Raw genomic sequence first — 15,907 nt, forward strand, 5'->3', positions numbered from 1 at the left:
CCGGGGCTCCGCGCCGCCGCAACGGCCGTGACGGCGGCGAATACCGGCGCGCGCCCTCTTCTCTCCGCCGCCCCCGTGCCCAACACTGTGCCGATGACACAGCGTGTGGAGCTGGCGACCGTGATGGACCGGCTGGCCGTGGACGAGTTGGTCACCGAGTACGCGGTGGCGGTGGACGACGGCGACTGGGCGGCCTACCGGGGACTGTTCGCGGCGGACGGGCGGGCCGACTACCGTTCGGCCGGCGGGATCGAGGGCGACGCCGGCCAGGTCGCCGAGTGGCTCGCCGCGAGCCTGGAGCCCTTCTCGATGCGGCAGCATCTGATCCTCAACCGCCGGGTGCGGTTCCCGAACCTGGACCAGGACACCGGGGACACCGCCCGGGTCCGGGCCGACTACGTCAACCCGATGCGGGTCGCGACCGGCCGGGAGGCTGACGGCGACACCGCCCCGGACTTCGTGTGCGGCGGCCGGTACGCGTTCGGGCTGCTGCGCACGGCGGAGGGCTGGCGGCTGAGCGAGGTGGTCGTCCAGGAGAAGTGGCGCCGGCTGCCCGGCCGCGGCCCCGCGGCCGCGGACACCTGAGCCCGCTGCCGAAGATCCGTCACCGGGAGGCACACCGGGGCCGTCGCTGGGTAGGAAGGCGAGCTATGAGGACCTTCGCGCGCCCGCCCCTCGACCGCCTGCTCACCTCCCCCTGGAGGCGCTCCGGCGTGGTCGCCCTCGCGGGCGCGCTGCCCGTGCTCGCCTTCCCCGCGCCGTCGTTGTGGTGGTTCGCCCACGTCGCCCTGGTGCCGTGGCTGCTGCTGGTGCGCTCCGCCCCGACCGGGCGGCGGGCGGCGTACGACGGCTGGTGCGGCGGGTTCGGGTTCATGGTGGCCGTGCACCACTGGCTGCTGCCGAGCCTGCACGTGTTCATCTTCCTGATAGCCGGGCTGCTGAGCGCGCTGTGGGCACCGTGGGGGTGGCTGGTGCACCGCCTTCTCGGCGGGGCGCCGTCGGCGGGGCGGTGCGCGGCGGCGCTCCTGGTGCTGCCGTCGGGGTGGCTGGCGGTGGAGCTGGTGCGGTCCTGGCAGGGGCTCGGCGGGCCCTGGGGGATGCTCGGTGCCACGCAGTGGCAGGTGGCGCCGGCGCTGCGGCTGGCCTCGGTGGGCGGGGTGTGGCTGCTGAGCTTCCTGGTGGTGGCCGTGAACGTGAGCGCGGCCGTCCTGGTGTCGGTGCGCGCGTCGCGGATGCCCGCCGTGGCCTCGCTGCTGGCCACGGCGGCCGCCACCTCGGCGGCCTGGGTGTGGTCACCGCGCCCGGACGTGGACGGCCAGGTGCGGATCGCGGTCGTGCAGCCGGGCGTCGTCGACGGCCCCGGCAGCGATGCCCGGCGCTTCGACCGCGAGGAGCGGCTGACCCGGAGCCTGGCGGGCCGGGACGTCGACCTGGTCGTCTGGGGCGAGAGCAGCGTCGGCCACGACCTGGGGCGGCGCCCCGACCTGGCCCGGCGCCTCGCGGCGCTGTCCCGGGCGACCGGCGCCGACGTCCTGGTCAACGTGGACGCCCGCCGCTCCGACCGGCCCGGCATCTACAAGAGTTCGGTCCTGGTCGGGCCCGCCGGCCCCACCGGCGACCGGTACGACAAGATGCGGCTGATCCCGTTCGGCGAGTACATACCGGCCCGTTCGCTGCTGGGCTGGGCCACGTCGGTGGGCAAGGCGGCCGGCGAGGACCGGCGCAAGGGCACCGGGCAGGTGGTGATGACGGCGGGACACGGGCTGCGCGTCGGCCCCCTGGTCTGCTTCGAGACGGCGTTCCCCGACATGAGCCGGCGGCTCGCCGGGGACGGCGCGGACGTCCTGCTGGGCCAGTCCTCGACGTCGTCCTTCCAGCGCAGCTGGGCGCCCGCGCAGCACGCCTCGCTGGCCGCGCTGCGCGCCGCCGAGACCGGCCGGCCGATGGTGCACGCGACGCTCACCGGCGACTCCGCCGTCTACGGTCCGGGCGGCGGACGCGTGGGCCCCTGGCTCGCCACCGGCGCGGACACCGCCCGGGTCTACCGGGTGCCGCTGGCGCACGGCGTCACCCCGTACGTCCGCTACGGGGACTGGCCGGTGCACGGGGCGCTGCTGGTGCTGGCCGCGCTGTGCGCGACCGAGGGCGTGCGGGCGCTCAGACCGCGCCGGACCGGTCGAGAACCGCTCGTACCACCCGCTCGCACAGTTCGTGAGTCGCCAGCGCGTCCCGGGCGCTGAGCACCTCGCCCGCGCGGACGGCGCCGAGGAAGGCGAGCACCGCCTGTTCGATGCCGCGCTGCCGGGCGACCGGCACCCAGTCGCCGCGCCGGCGCACCGTCGGCTGCCCCTTGTGGTCGACGACCTCGGCGAGGTTGAGCACCTGGCGCTTGGTGTCCTGCCCGGACACCTCGAGGATCTCCTCCGCAGACCCGCTGAGCCGGTTCATCACGCCGAGCGCGGTGAAGCCGTCCCCGGCCAGCTGGAGCACCACGTGTTCCAGCAGCCCGCCGGCCGTGCGGGCCCGCACGGTCACGTCGTCGACCGGTCCGGGCGCCAGGAAGCGCAGGGTGTCGACGACATGGATGAAGTCGTCGAGGATCATCGTGCGGGGTTCCTCGGGCAGCCCGATCCGGTTCTTCTGCATGAGGATCAGTTCGCGCGGGTGGTCGGCGCACTGCGTGTAGCCGGGGGCGTGCCGGCGGTTGAAGCCGACGAAGAGGGAGACGCCGCGCCGCTCGGCCAGTGCCACCAGCCGTTCGGAGTCGGCGAGTTCGTAGGCGAGCGGCTTGTCGACGTACGTCGCCACCCCCGCCTCCAGCAGCCGGGTGACGATCTCGGGGTGGACGGCGGTGGGGGCGTGCACGAAGGCCGCGTCGAGGTCCTGGGCGAGCAGGTCGTCCAGGGTCGCGTGGCGCCGGTCGTCCGGGACGCGCAGGGAGTCGGCGACCTCGGTCAGGGTGGCGGGCGTACGGGTGTGCAGGTGCAGGTCGGTCCCCGGCAGCGTGGCCAGCACCGGCAGGTAGGCCTTCCGCGCGATGTCTCCGAGTCCGATGCAGCCGACCTTCACTGATGCTCCCCTGCCGCTCGCCTGTGCGTGCCCGTCCGGGCCTCCCGGGCAGCATACGGGGGCCGCCGGCCGGCGCACGGGCCCGGTCGCCGCCCCTGGCCGGGGCGGGCGCGGCGACTCAGGCAGGCGGCACGGCAGCCGGGGGCGTCGCGGAAAACGCCTGGCGGGTGGCGACCGGTGCGGGCGAGGATGCGGGCATGACACAGACAGAGCGCAGCGAACCCGCCACCGACGCCGGTGAACGCGCCATGCTGGAGGGCTGGCTGGACTACCACCGCCAGACCCTGATCCTGAAGTGCGCGGACCTCACCGACGAGCAGCTGCGCACGGCGTCCGTGCCGCCGTCCGGGATGTCCCTGCTCGGCCTGGTGCGGCACCTGGCGGAGGTCGAGGGGTACTGGTTCCACGAGGTGCTGCTGGGCGTCGACCCCGGACCGCTGTACTGCTCGGACGAGGACCCGGACGGCGACTTCCACCCCACCGACCGCGACACCTGGCAGGAGGCGTACGACACCTGGCGGGCGCAGACCGCGACCGCCCGGCGCCATGCCGCGGACCTGGCGCTCGACGACTTCTCCAAGGGGCTCAGCCGGCAGAGCGGGCAGCCGTTCAGCCTGCGCTGGATCTACACCCACATGATCGAGGAGTACGCCCGCCACAACGGCCACGCGGACCTGCTGCGCGAGCGGCTCGACGGCGCCACCGGCGACTGACGTCAGCCTCGGCGCTCCCGGCTCACCCGGACGGGGCATGACGTCACCCGTACGGATCATCATCCGCTCGGCTGCCGTTCCCAACGCGGGCGCCGACCCAGCAGAGTTGCTCGGGTGCATCGAACGACCACCACCGCGGCGCTCCTGGTCACCGTGGCCGTCTCGGCCCTCTCCGGCTGTGTGACGGTCCAGCGTCCGGCGCCGCCCGGGCCGCCGGACACGGCGTCCTCGCAGCGGTCGGCGTCCCGGCCGGACGGCCACACCACGCCGCGCGTCGTGCAGGCGCCGGCCCGGGAGGCCCTGGAGAGGGTCGGCCCGTCCCGGGATCCACGGCGTCCCGCGGAATCCGTCGCGCATCCGCCCGCGCCGCCGCCTCCCGCGGCCCGGCGTGCGCCCGCCGCACCGGGCCGTCCGCAGCACCGGCCGCGTCCCGAGCGGCCCAGGCCGCCGCGCGCCGGCCTGCCCGGCGTCTCCGGGGCCGTCCCGGTCACCCCGGACGTGTGCGCCCTCGGCAGGCGGTACGGCGGCTGGCACCAGGACAGCCCCGAGGCGGTGATCTGCGGGCGGGCCTCCGGCCGCTGACCGCCGCCCACCCGCACCCCGGTGCCCCGGGGCCGTGGGCGCTACGTCGGCCGCCGGCGCGGCGGTCCCCCGAAGGCCCCGTCCCCGGCGCCGCCCTCGCCGAGCCGCAGTTCCAGCCGGCCGATCGCGGCCCGCACCCCGTCGCCGTAGCCGTCGTCGGCGAGGGCGCCCACCGCACCGCGCGCCCGGCGCAGGTGGACGCGGGCGGCGTCGGCGCGGCCGAGCCTGACGTAGTCGGCGGCGAGGTTGAGGTGCAGGGACGGGTAGAAGCCGCGGATGCCCGGCGGGCCCGCCCCGGCCGGCTCGGCGCCGGGCGCCTCCTGTCCGGGCCCGCCCCCGGTGTCCGCCGGTACGGCGGCCCCGGCCGCGGTGACGGCCGCTTCCGGCTCCGCCTCGGCGGCTCGGTGCGCGGCCTCGTCCGCCGCCGACAACGCGCGCAGGTCCCAGGCGAGTTCGTCGTCGGGGTCGTCCTGGGTGTCGGCGAGGTAGTGGGCCAGGGTGCAGCGGTGCAGCGGGTCGCCGTCCTCGCCGACCTCCGTCCACAGCTCGAGCAGCCGGCGCCGGGCCTCCTCCCGGTCGCCGGCGTGATGCAACATCACGACCTGCCCGATCCGGGTCAGCACGGCGTCCGGCGCCGTCCGCTCCTGTCGCTTGGCCACCGCGTCCTCCGGGCACTCGTCGGTTGTCCCCCGACGCTAACCGGCGGCGGGGGCATTCCCGGTCAGGCGGCTCCGACGGCACCGCCGGGCAGGGCGGTCAGCCGAGGTCCGGGATACGCCAGTCGATCGGCTCGTGACCCTGCCGGGCGACGGCCTCGTTGATCTGGCTGAAGGGGCGCGAGCCGAAGAACCTCTTCGCGGACAGCGGCGAGGGGTGGGCGCCCTTGACCACCACGTGCCGGCTCTCGTCGATCAGCGGGAGCTTCTTCTGCGCGTAGTTGCCCCACAGCACGAACACCGCCGGGTCGGGCCGCTCGGCCACCGCGCGGATCACCGCGTCCGTGAACTTCTCCCAGCCCCGCCCCTTGTGCGAGTTGGCCTCGCCGGCCCGGACGGTGAGCACCGCGTTGAGCAGCAGCACGCCCTGCCGGGCCCACGGCATCAGATAGCCGTTGTCGGGCACCGGCAGGCCCAGCTCCTCCTTCATCTCCTTGTAGATGTTGCGCAGCGAGGGCGGGGTGCGCACCCCGGGGCGCACCGAGAAGCACAGGCCGTGCCCCTGTCCCTCGCCGTGGTAGGGGTCCTGGCCCAGCACGAGCACCTTGACCCGGTCGTACGGCGTCGCGTCCAGGGCGGCGAAGACCTCCTCGCGCGGCGGGTACACCGGTCCCTTCGCCCGCTCCTCCTCGACGAACTCGGTCAGCTCCTTGAAGTAGGGCTGCTGCAGTTCGTCGCCCAGAACCCCGCGCCAGGACTCGGGCAGCATGGCGATGTCGGTCACGTCAACGTCCTCACGATGTGCGGTCACTTGCCGGATGCAGAACCTACCGGCGAGCACTGACAACCGGCCCCGGGGCCGGTTGCGCAAGTCCCGCTACCAGCTGGTCTTGCGGTGCAGCTCCCACATCATCATGATCGTCGACGGGTCGAGGGCGCGCTCGCCGCCGGAGACGTCGTCGCTGGCCGCCACGTACTGCCGGCCCTGCCACAGCGGCAGCAGCCGGGCGTCGTCGACGAGGATCTGCTGGGCCTGCTCGAATTCCTTGACCACCTGGGCGCGGTCGCTCTCGCCGCGGGAGCGGGGCAGCAGATCGTTGGTGATCTTCGGCGCCGGGTAGGGCGTGCCGAGGGCGTTCTGCCGGCCGACGAACGGGGCGATGAAGTTGTCGGCGTCGGGGAAGTCCGGGAACCAGCCGCGGCCGAACACCGGGTACTCGCCCTTCTGGTAGCCGACCACGTAGGTCTTCCAGGGGCGGCTCTTGAGCGTGACGGAGAACAGCCCGGAGGCCTCCAGCTGCCGCTTCAGCTCGCGGAACTCCAGTGCCGTCTCGGAGCCGTAGCGGTCGGTGGTGTACCAGAGGACCAGCGGGACGCGCTGGGTGATGCCGGCGTCGGTGAGGATCTTGTGCGCCTTGGGGACGCTCGGGTCGCCGTAGTCGTCGAAGAAGCTGGTGGTGTGGCCGGTGAGGCCCTTGGGGACCATCGAGTACAGCGGGTCCACGGTGTCCTTGTACACCTTGTGCGCGATCGCGGCGCGGTCGATGATCTGGGCGATCGCCTTGCGGACGGCGGGCTGCTTGGCCCACGGGTCCTTGGGGTTGAACACCAGGTAGCTGATGTCGGTGCCCGCGCCGTCGACCAGTTGCAGGTCGCCGGTGCCCTGCTTCTGGAGGGCGAGGATGTCGTCGGCGGCCAGACCTCGGTAGGTGACGTCGATCTGCCCGTCGCGCAGCGCCTTCACCATGCTGGACGAGTCCTGGAAGTAACGGATCGTCACCGCGTTGTTCTGCCGCTCGGCGAAGCCGTCGTAGTGGTCGTTGCGCACCAGGACGGCCTTCTTGCCGTCCTCGTAGGAGTCGAGCTTGTACGGCCCCGAGCCGAAGACCTTGCCGTCCTTGCGCAGCGACGCGGCCGGGTAGTCGTCGGGGTCGACGATCGACATGGCCGGGGTGGCGAGGACGAACGGGAAGGTGGCGTCGGGCTGGTTGAGGTGGAAGACCACCTCGCGGTCGCCGGTCACCTGCACCCGGTCCAGGCTGCCGAGCAGTCCGGCGGGGCCGCCGGGGGCGTCGATGGTCCTGATGCGGTCGAGGGAGTGCTTGACGGCCGCGGCGGTCAGCGGGTCACCGTCGGCGAACTTCATGCCCGAGCGCAGCGTGCAGCGGTAGGTGCGGTTGGTGCCGTCGGTGAACGAGCAGTGCTCGGCGGCGTCCGGCTGCGGGGTCGTCGCGCCGTTCGGGTAGGCGAGGAGGGTCTGGTAGATGTTGCGGAACAGCTCCCAGGAGCCGTCCCAGGCGGCGGCGGGATCGAGGGTGCTCGGCGCACTGGTGGTACCCACGACGATCGGACCCTGGCTGTCGGGACTGCCGTCGGAAAAGACGCTGCATCCCGCCATCAGGGATATGGACGCGACCGCCGCCACTGTGTGCAGGCATCGGTTCCGGTTGAACACGCGCACGCTCCTCGATCTGCCATACCAAGGGTCGGCAGACCATACCGCAGCGCCCGGCGCGCTGAACCACCGCGGGAGAAGGCGTCTTGATCGTTACCGATGACGACGTTGTCAGCCCGCTGTGCGTGTCCTGTACGTCCGTCGGGGCGCCGTTTCGGGGGAAACGGCGCCCCGCGCGGTGGCCGGTCCGGCCGCTGTCGCGGTCAGGCGACGCCGGCGTTGAGGAAGAGGCCGCCGTCGACGACGAGCGTCTGCCCGGTGACCCAGCCGGACTGCTCGGAGGTGAGGAACGCGGCGGCCCCGCCGATGTCGGAGGGCACGCCGAGCCGGGCGAGCGGGTAGGCCGCGGCCGCCTCGGCCTCCCGGCCCTCGTAGAGCGCCTCGGCGAACTTGGTCTTGACGACGGCCGGGGCGATCGCGTTGACCCGGACCCGCGGCGCGAACTCGTGCGCCAGCTGCTGGGTCAGGTTGATCATCGCGGCCTTGCTGACACCGTAGGCGCCGATGAACGGCGAGGGCGCGAGGCCCGCGACGGAGGCGATGTTGACGATGGCGCCGCCGTTGTCCTTCTGCCAGGCGTGCCAGGTCTTCTGGGCGAGGCCGAGCGCCGAGATCACGTTGGTCTCGAACACCTTGCGCGCGACGTCCAGGTCGAGGTCGGCGATCGGGCCGAACACCGGGTTGGTTCCGGCGTTGTTGACCAGGTAGTCGACGCGGCCGAAGGCCTCCATGGCGCGCTCGACGGCCTCTGCCTGGTGGGCGAGGTCGTGGGCCTTGCCCGCGACCCCGATGACCCGGTCGGCGCCGAGCCGGTCGACGGCCTCCTTGAGGGCGTCCTCGTTGCGGCCGGTGATGCAGACCCGGTCGCCGCGGGCCACCAGGGCCTCGGCGATGCCGTAGCCGATGCCGCGGCTGGCGCCCGTGACCAGGGCGGCCTTGCCGGAAAGTGCAGGCAGTTCAGTCATGTCCGTGATCCCGTGTCCTAGTTGAGCGGTCCGCCGGCGACGTACAGGACCTGGCCGGAGACGAAGCCGGCCGCCTCGCCGGTGAAGAAGGCGATGGCGTTGGCGATGTCCTCGGGCTCGCCGACGCGCTGCACGGGGATCTGGGTGGCGGCCGCGGCCTTGAACTCCTCGAAGCCCATCTTGACGCGGTCCGCGGTGGCCTTGGTCATCTCGGTGGCGATGAAGCCGGGGGCGACCGCGTTGGCGGTGATGCCGAACTTGCCCAGCTCGATGGCGAGGGTCTTGGTGAAGCCCTGGAGGCCGGCCTTGGCGGCGGAGTAGTTGGCCTGGCCGCGGTTGCCGAGCGCGGAGGACGAGGAGAGGTTGACGACCCGGCCCCAGCCCGCGTCCACCATGTGCTTCTGGACGGCCTTCGTCATCAGGAACGAGCCGCGCAGGTGCACGTTCAGGACGGTGTCCCAGTCGGAGACGCTCATCTTGAACAGCAGGTTGTCGCGGAGCACGCCGGCGTTGTTGACCAGGATGGTCGGGGCACCCAGCTCCGCCACGATCCGGGCGACGGCGGCCTCGACCTGCGCCTCGTCGGAGATGTCGGCGCCGACCGCGAGGGCCCGGCCGCCGGCCGCGGTGATCTTCTCCACGGTGTCCTTGCAGGCGGCCTCGTCGAGGTCGATGACGGCGACCGCGCGGCCTTCCGCGGCCAGGCGTACGGCGGTCGCGGCTCCGATGCCGCGCGCCCCGCCGGTGACGACGGCAACCCGCTGCTCAGTGGTGGACATGTGTGTCTCCTCGCCCTTGAGAGAACCTGCAGAGAACCTGACGGGTGCGGTGAGCGACCGCTTAGTACCTTCAGCAGACGTGACGCTAGAAGCCCTGGCACCCGGTGTCAACGCCACACCCGGCCGGTGTGATCCATTACCTCACCAGGAGGTCCAGCAACCGCTCCGCCTCGGCGGCCGGGTCGGCGGTCAGACCCGTGTGCACCGGGCCGGGCTGCACGACCGTCGAGCGGGGCGCGATCAGCCAGCGGAAGCGCCGCCCGGCGTCGTCGCCCGCGGCCTGCCCCGCCCCGTCCCCGCCCGCGCAGACGCGCTCCACCGCGCCCAGCGCGGCCCGCACCCCGGCCACGTCGGCCGCCGGGTCCAGGGCCAGCAGCCGGGCCTCGTCCAGGTGGGTGCGGGCGCCCACGTAGGCCCGCGCCCGGCAGTACACGAGCACGCCCGCGTTGATGCACTCGCCGCGTTCGACGCGGGGGACGACGCGCAGCACGGCGTACTCGAAGACGTCGCGGTCGCCGCCCTGGCCCGCCCGGGTGATGTGACGCTCCGTCACATGTCCGGCCATGTGGATGTGCTGCCCGCTCACGCGTCCTCCTCGATGCCGGTGATGCGCTCGTGGACGGCCGCGGCGCGCGCGAGCAAGGGGCGCGCGTAGGCCCGCCGCAGGTCGTCCGGGGTGTCGAAGCCGGGCTCGCCGGTCAGCCAGGCGTCCGGGATCTCCGCGGTGACCTCGGCGAGCAGCTCCTCGGTGACCCGGGGTGCCAGGTCGGCCGCGGCGGCCCGGACATCCGGCGCGAAGCGGGCCAGGGCGTGGTCCGAGGCGTCGTACGGGCGGGCGGCCGAGGCCTCGGCGGAGGGCCAGTTGTGGTGCCAGATCATGGTCGCGCCGTGGTCGATGAGCCACAGTTCGCCCCGGTGCACCAGCAGGTTGGGGTTGCGCCAGGAGCGGTCGACGTTGTTGACCAGCGCGTCGAACCAGACGATCCGTCCCGCCGACGCGCGGCTCACCGGGAAGGCGAGCGGGTCGAAGCCGAGGGCGCCGGAGAGGAAGTCCATGCCGAGGTTGGCGCCGCCGCTGGATCTGAGCAGCTCCTGCACCTGCGGGTCGGGCTCGCCGAGCCCCAGGACCGGGTCCAGCGCGAGCGTCACCAGCCCGGGCACCCGCAGGCCGAGCCGGCGGGCGAGTTCGCCGCACACCACCTCGGCGACCAGCGTCTTGCGGCCCTGTCCGGCGCCGGTGAACTTCATGACGTAGGTGCGGAAGTCGTCGGCCTCGACGAGTCCCGGCAGCGAACCGCCCTCCCGCAGGGGCGTGATGTAGCGGGTCGCGATGACGTCCTTGAGCATCGCCCCAGGTTACTGGGGTGCGACGCGTGCGCCGCGGGCAGCGGGCCGGCCGCTCGCGGCTGCCCGCCGGCCGGCCACCGGGGCGGCACCGGGCCGCCGTCTGAACAGGCGGCGGCCGCGGGCCGTACCCCTGGGCAGCACCACGAACAGCTCCGCCGAAGGGACGTCCCACATGACCAGCGCACCGTTCGAGCCCGCCACCGCGGGACCGGCCCGCCGTACCGTCGTGGCGGCGGCCGGAGCGGCGGGACTCGCCGCCGCGCTGACCGCCTGCGGCTCGCAGGACGACTCCACCGACGCCACGCAGGTCGGCAGCGGGGCGAAGGCCGACGGCGGGGCGAAGGGCGGTGGCGACGGCGCGGGCGGCGGGAGCGCGCTCGCCGCCGCCTCCGACATCCCGGAGGGCGGCGGCAAGATCTTCAAGGACCAGGGCGTGGTGGTCACCCAGCCCACGGCCGGCACCTACAAGGCCTTCTCGTCCACCTGTACGCACGCGGGGTGCGCGGTGGGCAGCGTGGCCGACGGCGCCATCGTCTGCCCCTGCCACCACAGCGAGTTCTCCGTCGCCGACGGCAGTGTCCGCAAGGGCCCGGCGACCAAGCCGCTGCCCGAACGGAAGATCACCGTCTCCGGCGGCGAGATCACCCTGGCCTGACGGCCCGGCCGCGTACGGGACGGGAGCGCGCCGGGGGACGACGACCCGTTCCCTTTCCCGGTGCGCTGCCGCAGGATCGGCGGGACCGCCGTGGGAGACGAACGAGGGGGGCCGGATGACCGTCGCGCAGCGCCGGGGCCGCAGGATCATGATGACACCCGGTGAACTGGACGCGTTCCTCACGTCTCAGCGCACCTGCCGGGTCGCGACCGTCTCGGCGGACGGCGTGCCGCACGTGAGCGCCCTGTGGTTCGCCTGGGACGGCACCTCGCTGTGGCTGTACTCGGTGGTGCGCAGCAGGCGCTGGGCCGACCTGCGCCGCGATCCGCGGATCGCGGTGGTGATCGACTCCGGCGAGGAGTACGACCAGCTGCGCGGCGTCGAGCTGTCCGGGCGGGCGGAGTTCGTGGGCGAGGTCCCGCGCACCGGTGAGCTGTGCGCGGAACTGGACACCGCCGAGACGCTGTTCGCGCGCAAGAACTTCGGCCTGGACGAGATGCCGCACGACGGCCGGCACGCCTGGGCGCGGCTGACACCGGAGAAGATTGTCTCCTGGGACTTCCGGAAACTGGGCGGCGCCTGAGGGCCTGTCGCGCGTCCGTGCCGGGTCGCCCCCGTTCAGCCCAGGCGCCGCGCCGCCGTGAGCAGGGCGTCGACGGCCGCGCGGATCGAGGGGCGGCGGTCGGCGTCGGCCCGCCAGACCACGTAGACGTGCCGGCGCATGCGCTGCCGGAGCGGGACCATGACGACGCCCGGTGGCACCGGGTGCCGGCCGAGCAGGGGCGCGATGCACACGCCCAGGCCGGCGGCGACCAGGCCGAGCTGGGTGTGGGTCTCGGCGGCGCGGTGGCCGATGATCGGCTCGATGCCCCGCGAGCGCAGCGTGAACATCAGCCACTCGTGGCAGAACTCGCCCTGCCCCCAGGTGATCCACTCGTCCTCGGCGAACTCCCCCAGGTCCACCTCGTCCCGCCCGGCGAACCGGTGCCCGGCGGGTATGGCCACCTCGGCCGGGTCGTCCAGCAGCGGCGCCTTGACCAGGCCGTCGGGCACCGGCATCGGCTTGTTGTACCAGTCGAGGACGACCGCGAGGTCGAGGTCGCCGCGCACCACCGAGGCGACGCCCAGCTCGGGTTCGAGTTCGCTGGAGCGCACGCGCAGCGCGGGGTGCCGCACGCGCAGGTCGGCGAGCGCGGCCGGGAACAGGCCGCGGGCGGCGGTCGGGAACGCCGACAGGCGCAGTTCGCCGGCGACCTGGCCGCGCTGTGCCTCCAGGTCGGACTGGGCGAGTTCGACCTGCGACAGGATGCGGGCCGCGTGCTCGGCGAGCAGTCGTCCCGCGTCGGTGAGCCGGACGCCCCGGCCGTTCCTGGCGAGCAGCCGCTGCCCGACCTCGCGCTCCAGCTTGCCCAGCTGCTGGGAGACGGCGGAGGTGGTGACGTGCAGCGCGTCGGCCGCGCCGCTCACCGAGCCGTGCCGGGCGAGGGCGTCCAGGGTGCGCAGGCGCTCCAGGTTCAACATGTAAGCGATCCTACGAGATATCGGGTGCGAATTCTCGATTGTGCTACGAGGTTGCGTACCGCATCGTTACCGTCATGAGCACCGCCACCACGCCCGTGACCCCCGTCTCCGCCCCTCCCCTCCCCCGCCCCCGCCGGCTCGACTGGCGGCTCCGCTTCGGGGCGCTGTCCCTGATCTGGGGCTTCAGCTTCCTGCTGATCAAGGTGGGTACGGGGGCGTACGCGCCGTTCCAGGTCACTCTCGGCCGGCTGGTGTTCGGCACGGCGGTACTGCTGGCCGCGATGGCCGTGAAGCGGGAGCGGCTGCCGCGCGGGGCGCGCACCTGGGGGCACCTGACGGTCGCCGCGCTCCTGCTCAACGCGCTGCCCTTCTCCCTGTTCGCCTACTCGGAGCTGACGATCCCCTCGACGCTGGCCGGCATCTGCAACGCCACCTCGCCGCTGTGGGGCATGGTCCTGTCGCTGGTCGCCCTCTCCGAGGACCGGCCCTCGCGGGTGCGGGTGGCCGGGCTGGGGCTCGGTTTCCTGGGCGTGCTGACGGTCCTGGGCGCGTGGCAGGGCTTCCACGGGCTGGACGCCCGGGGCACGTCGATGGCGCTGCTGGCCTCGCTCAGCTATCCGGTCGGCTGGATCTACCTCCGTCGTACGCTCGCCGGGTCGGGCGGCTCCCATCTGTCGATGACGGGGGCGCAGCTGCTGCTGGCGACGGTGCAGATGGCTGTGGTGACATCGCTGTTCACCTCCGTCCCGAGCCGGTTCGCGCCGGTGCCGCTGCTCGCGATCGCCGCGCTGGGGGCGCTCGGCACCGGGCTCGCGGTGCTCATCCAGTACGGGCTGGTGGCGGAGGTCGGCCCGACGACCGGCCAGATGGTCACCTACTTCATCCCGGTCATCGCCACCGCGGCCGGTGTGGCGGTCCTCGGGGAGTCGCTGCGCTGGACCACCCCCGTGGGCGCGGTGATCGTCCTGGCGGGCGCGGCGCTCACCCAGGTCAAAGGCAGGGCGGGCGCGCGACGCGGGTGATGCCGGACGGGCGCGGGTCCCGGCGCCGCGACACGGTGACCGCCCGCCCGGTGAAGGCGGGCGGTCAGGCGTAGCCGCGCGCCGGGGCCGGGCCGGTCGCCGCCGCCACGGCCGCCGCCAGCGGGCCGGTCTCCCGGGGCGTCAGGGTGGAGACGGTGACGCGGATGCCGGGCGGGGTCCGCAGGCGGAAGAGGGCTCCGGGGGCGACGGCCCAGCCCGCGTGGAGCAGGCGGGCCACCGCGGCGGTCTCGTCGGGCACCGGCACCCAGACGTTCATGCCGCTGCGGCCGTGGGCGGTGACGCCGAGGTCGGCGAGCGCGCCGACGAGGAGCTCACGACGCGCCCGATAGGCGGCCGCCACGGCCGGCCCGTCCACCGCGCCCTCGGTCCACAGGCGCACGACGGCACGCTGGATCAGCAGGCTCACCCAGCCCGGCCCCAGCCGCTGCCGGCCGTGCACCCGGTCGACGGTGACCGGGTCGCCGGTGACGACGGCCAGCCGCAGGTCGGGTCCGTAGGCCTTGGCGACGGAACGGACCAGCGCCCAGTGCCGGGTGGTGCCGGCGAGGGGGTGCAGCGGCAGGTCGACGATGCCGTGGCCGTGGTCGTCCTCGATCAGCAGGGTCTGCGGGTGCTCGCGCAGCACCGTGCGCAGCGCCCGGGCGCGGGCCTCGCCGACCGAGGCACCGGTGGGGTTGTGCGCGCGGTCGGTGACGAGCAGGGCGCGGGCCCCGGACTCCAGGGCGTGGCGCAGCCCGTCGGGCAGGGGTCCCTCGTCGTCGACGCCGACGGGGACCGCGCGCAGGCCCAGTGCCGGGACCAGGTCGAGGGTGCGGGCCCATCCGGGGTCCTCCACCGCGACGGCGTCACCGGGCCTGAGGTGGGCCGCCAGGACGCGTTCGACGGCGTCGAGGGAGCCCGAGGTCACGGCGAGCGGCCCGGCGGGGACGCCGTCGGCGTCGAGTCCGGCGCGGGCCAGCCGGGCCAGGTCGGGGTCGACGGGCTCGGCGCCGTACAGGACGGGCCCGCGGTCGGCCTCGGCCGCCACGGCCGCGAGCGCGGGGGCGAGGGGCGGCAGCAGTGCGGGGTCGGGGTTGCCGGTGGACAGGTCCCGGACGCCGGCCGGGACGGTGACCCGCAGCTGTTCCCGGCCGGTCGTCACCGGGCGGGTCCGGACCCGGCTGCCGCGGCGGCCGGCGGTCTCGATCACGCCGCGCTCGCGCAGGATGCGGTAGGCGGCCGCGACCGTGTTGGGGTTCACCCCGAGGTCGGCCGCCAGCTCCCGCATGGGCGGCAGGGCCTGGCCCGGTCGCACCTCCCCGGCGCCCACCGCGCGCTCCACGTCGGCGGCGATATCCGCTGCACCACGTCCGCTGATCCGATAGCCTCCTAGCACAAAACCAATTATGCACTAGTACAATGGAGGGCGCCATGCAGGGGACGCCGGAAGTCGAGGACACCCACGGAACGGCACCGGAGGGGTCCGGCGCCTACGCCCCGACCGACCGCACCGTTCCCACGCGCTCGGCGGAGCGGGCGTCGTACGACAGGGACCTGGTGCACGCGATACTCGACGAGGGGTACGTCTGCCACCTCGGCTTCGTCCGCGACGGGCGCCCGGTGGTGCTGCCGACGCTGTACGCCCGGGTCGACGAGCGGCTCTACGTGCACGGCTCCACCGGCTCCCGGCCGCTGCGGCTGACCGGCCAGGCCGACCCGGGGCTGCCGGTGTGCCTGACGGTGACCCATGTCGACGGGCTGGTCCTGGCGCGTTCCGCGTTCCACCACTCGATCAACTACCGCTCGGTCGTGGTGCACGGCACCGCCCACCAGGTCACCGACGAGGAGGAGCGGCGCGCCGCCCTCGACGCCCTGGTGGACCACGTCGTACCGGGCCGGGCGGCCGACTCCCGCCCCGCGAACCGCAAGGAGCTGGCCGCCACCGCGGTGATCCGCCTGGACCTCGACGAGGTCTCCGCCAAGGTGCGCACCGGCGACGCCAACGACGAACCCGAGGACCTGGAGCTGCCCCACTGGGCGGGTGTCGTCCCGCTGCGCAAGGGATACGGCACACCGGCCGCCAACGCCGACCTGGCACCCGGTGTCCCGCTCCCCGGCTACCTGCGGTCCCTGGCCGACTGAG

18 protein-coding genes are annotated in these 15,907 nt (G+C 74.0%); 8 read left to right on the forward strand and 10 right to left on the reverse strand.

The features are described from left to right. The first annotated feature begins 93 nt into the window (after positions 1–93). A complete protein-coding gene (locus ACZ6CZ_RS15565) occupies positions 94–585 on the forward strand; it encodes a nuclear transport factor 2 family protein (protein ID WP_469020308.1) in 492 nt (163 codons plus the stop codon). A 65-nt stretch (positions 586–650) separates the two neighbouring features. Next, positions 651–2,240: an apolipoprotein N-acyltransferase gene (gene lnt / locus ACZ6CZ_RS15570; protein ID WP_469020313.1), complete on the forward strand. Its 1,590-nt coding sequence runs from the start codon at positions 651–653 to the stop codon at positions 2,238–2,240. On the opposite strand, the gene ACZ6CZ_RS15575 is transcribed toward lnt, so the two are convergent. Then, positions 2,158–3,069, reverse strand: coding sequence for a Gfo/Idh/MocA family protein (locus ACZ6CZ_RS15575; RefSeq protein WP_469020319.1), 912 nt, complete (start codon positions 3,067–3,069; stop codon positions 2,158–2,160). The genes lnt and ACZ6CZ_RS15575 overlap by 83 nt on opposite strands. 197 nt (positions 3,070–3,266) lie before the next feature. Here ACZ6CZ_RS15575 and ACZ6CZ_RS15580 point away from each other — a divergent pair, with 197 nt between their 5' ends. After that, on the forward strand, positions 3,267–3,782 hold the full coding sequence (locus ACZ6CZ_RS15580) for a DinB family protein (protein ID WP_469020322.1): 516 nt from the start codon (positions 3,267–3,269) through the stop codon (positions 3,780–3,782). A gap of 114 nt (positions 3,783–3,896) precedes the next feature. Further along, positions 3,897–4,364: a hypothetical protein gene (locus ACZ6CZ_RS15585; protein WP_469020324.1), complete on the forward strand. Its 468-nt coding sequence runs from the start codon at positions 3,897–3,899 to the stop codon at positions 4,362–4,364. Between the two features lie 41 nt (positions 4,365–4,405). On the opposite strand, the gene ACZ6CZ_RS15590 is transcribed toward ACZ6CZ_RS15585, so the two are convergent. The 7 genes from ACZ6CZ_RS15590 to ACZ6CZ_RS15620 all read right to left on the reverse strand — a co-directional run bounded on the left by ACZ6CZ_RS15590 (position 4,406) and on the right by ACZ6CZ_RS15620 (position 10,566). Then, complete coding sequence (locus ACZ6CZ_RS15590) at positions 4,406–5,023, reverse strand: hypothetical protein (protein WP_469020330.1); 618 nt, start codon at positions 5,021–5,023, stop codon at positions 4,406–4,408. Positions 5,024–5,120: 97 nt separating this feature from the next. Next, positions 5,121–5,804: a uracil-DNA glycosylase gene (gene ung / locus ACZ6CZ_RS15595; protein ID WP_469020334.1), complete on the reverse strand. Its 684-nt coding sequence runs from the start codon at positions 5,802–5,804 to the stop codon at positions 5,121–5,123. 93 nt (positions 5,805–5,897) lie between these two features. Further along, positions 5,898–7,475: an ABC transporter substrate-binding protein gene (locus ACZ6CZ_RS15600; RefSeq protein WP_469020338.1), complete on the reverse strand. Its 1,578-nt coding sequence runs from the start codon at positions 7,473–7,475 to the stop codon at positions 5,898–5,900. A 203-nt stretch (positions 7,476–7,678) separates the two neighbouring features. Further along, positions 7,679–8,440, reverse strand: a complete 762-nt coding sequence (locus tag ACZ6CZ_RS15605; protein ID WP_469020341.1) for an SDR family oxidoreductase — start codon at positions 8,438–8,440, stop codon at positions 7,679–7,681. A gap of 17 nt (positions 8,441–8,457) precedes the next feature. After that, entirely contained in the window at positions 8,458–9,219 is a 762-nt protein-coding gene (fabG, locus tag ACZ6CZ_RS15610) for a 3-oxoacyl-ACP reductase FabG (RefSeq protein WP_469020344.1), read from the reverse strand. Between the two features lie 136 nt (positions 9,220–9,355). Beyond that, positions 9,356–9,805: a DUF3037 domain-containing protein gene (locus tag ACZ6CZ_RS15615; RefSeq protein ID WP_469020350.1), complete on the reverse strand. Its 450-nt coding sequence runs from the start codon at positions 9,803–9,805 to the stop codon at positions 9,356–9,358. After that, complete coding sequence (locus ACZ6CZ_RS15620; RefSeq protein WP_469020353.1) at positions 9,802–10,566, reverse strand: HipA family kinase; 765 nt, start codon at positions 10,564–10,566, stop codon at positions 9,802–9,804. Before ACZ6CZ_RS15620 ends, ACZ6CZ_RS15615 begins: the two co-directional genes overlap by 4 nt. A gap of 172 nt (positions 10,567–10,738) precedes the next feature. Between ACZ6CZ_RS15620 and ACZ6CZ_RS15625 the strand changes: the two genes are divergently transcribed. Continuing rightward, positions 10,739–11,221, forward strand: a complete 483-nt coding sequence (locus ACZ6CZ_RS15625) for a Rieske (2Fe-2S) protein (RefSeq protein WP_469020358.1) — start codon at positions 10,739–10,741, stop codon at positions 11,219–11,221. Between the two features lie 115 nt (positions 11,222–11,336). Continuing rightward, positions 11,337–11,804 carry a pyridoxamine 5'-phosphate oxidase family protein gene (locus tag ACZ6CZ_RS15630; RefSeq protein WP_469020361.1) on the forward strand — a complete coding sequence of 156 codons (468 nt, stop codon included), beginning with the start codon at positions 11,337–11,339 and terminating at the stop codon, positions 11,802–11,804. A 35-nt stretch (positions 11,805–11,839) separates the two neighbouring features. Here the strand turns inward: ACZ6CZ_RS15630 and ACZ6CZ_RS15635 are convergent, their stop codons facing one another. Next, complete coding sequence (locus ACZ6CZ_RS15635; protein ID WP_469020364.1) at positions 11,840–12,742, reverse strand: LysR substrate-binding domain-containing protein; 903 nt, start codon at positions 12,740–12,742, stop codon at positions 11,840–11,842. Between the two features lie 74 nt (positions 12,743–12,816). Between ACZ6CZ_RS15635 and ACZ6CZ_RS15640 the strand changes: the two genes are divergently transcribed. Further along, positions 12,817–13,764, forward strand: coding sequence for a DMT family transporter (locus ACZ6CZ_RS15640; RefSeq protein ID WP_469020370.1), 948 nt, complete (start codon positions 12,817–12,819; stop codon positions 13,762–13,764). 64 nt (positions 13,765–13,828) lie between these two features. Here ACZ6CZ_RS15640 and ACZ6CZ_RS15645 read toward each other — a convergent pair whose 3' ends face one another. Next, positions 13,829–15,160 carry an aminotransferase class I/II-fold pyridoxal phosphate-dependent enzyme gene (locus tag ACZ6CZ_RS15645; protein ID WP_469020372.1) on the reverse strand — a complete coding sequence of 444 codons (1,332 nt, stop codon included), beginning with the start codon at positions 15,158–15,160 and terminating at the stop codon, positions 13,829–13,831. Positions 15,161–15,195: 35 nt separating this feature from the next. On the opposite strand from ACZ6CZ_RS15645, the gene ACZ6CZ_RS15650 reads away from it, so the two are divergent. Next, positions 15,196–15,906 (forward strand): pyridoxamine 5'-phosphate oxidase family protein, encoded by a 711-nt coding sequence (locus tag ACZ6CZ_RS15650; RefSeq protein WP_469020376.1) that lies wholly within the window; start codon positions 15,196–15,198, stop codon positions 15,904–15,906. The last annotated feature ends 1 nt before the right edge of the window (position 15,907 follow it).

The sequence above is a fragment of the Streptomyces sp. NPDC041135 genome (assembly GCF_055592085.1).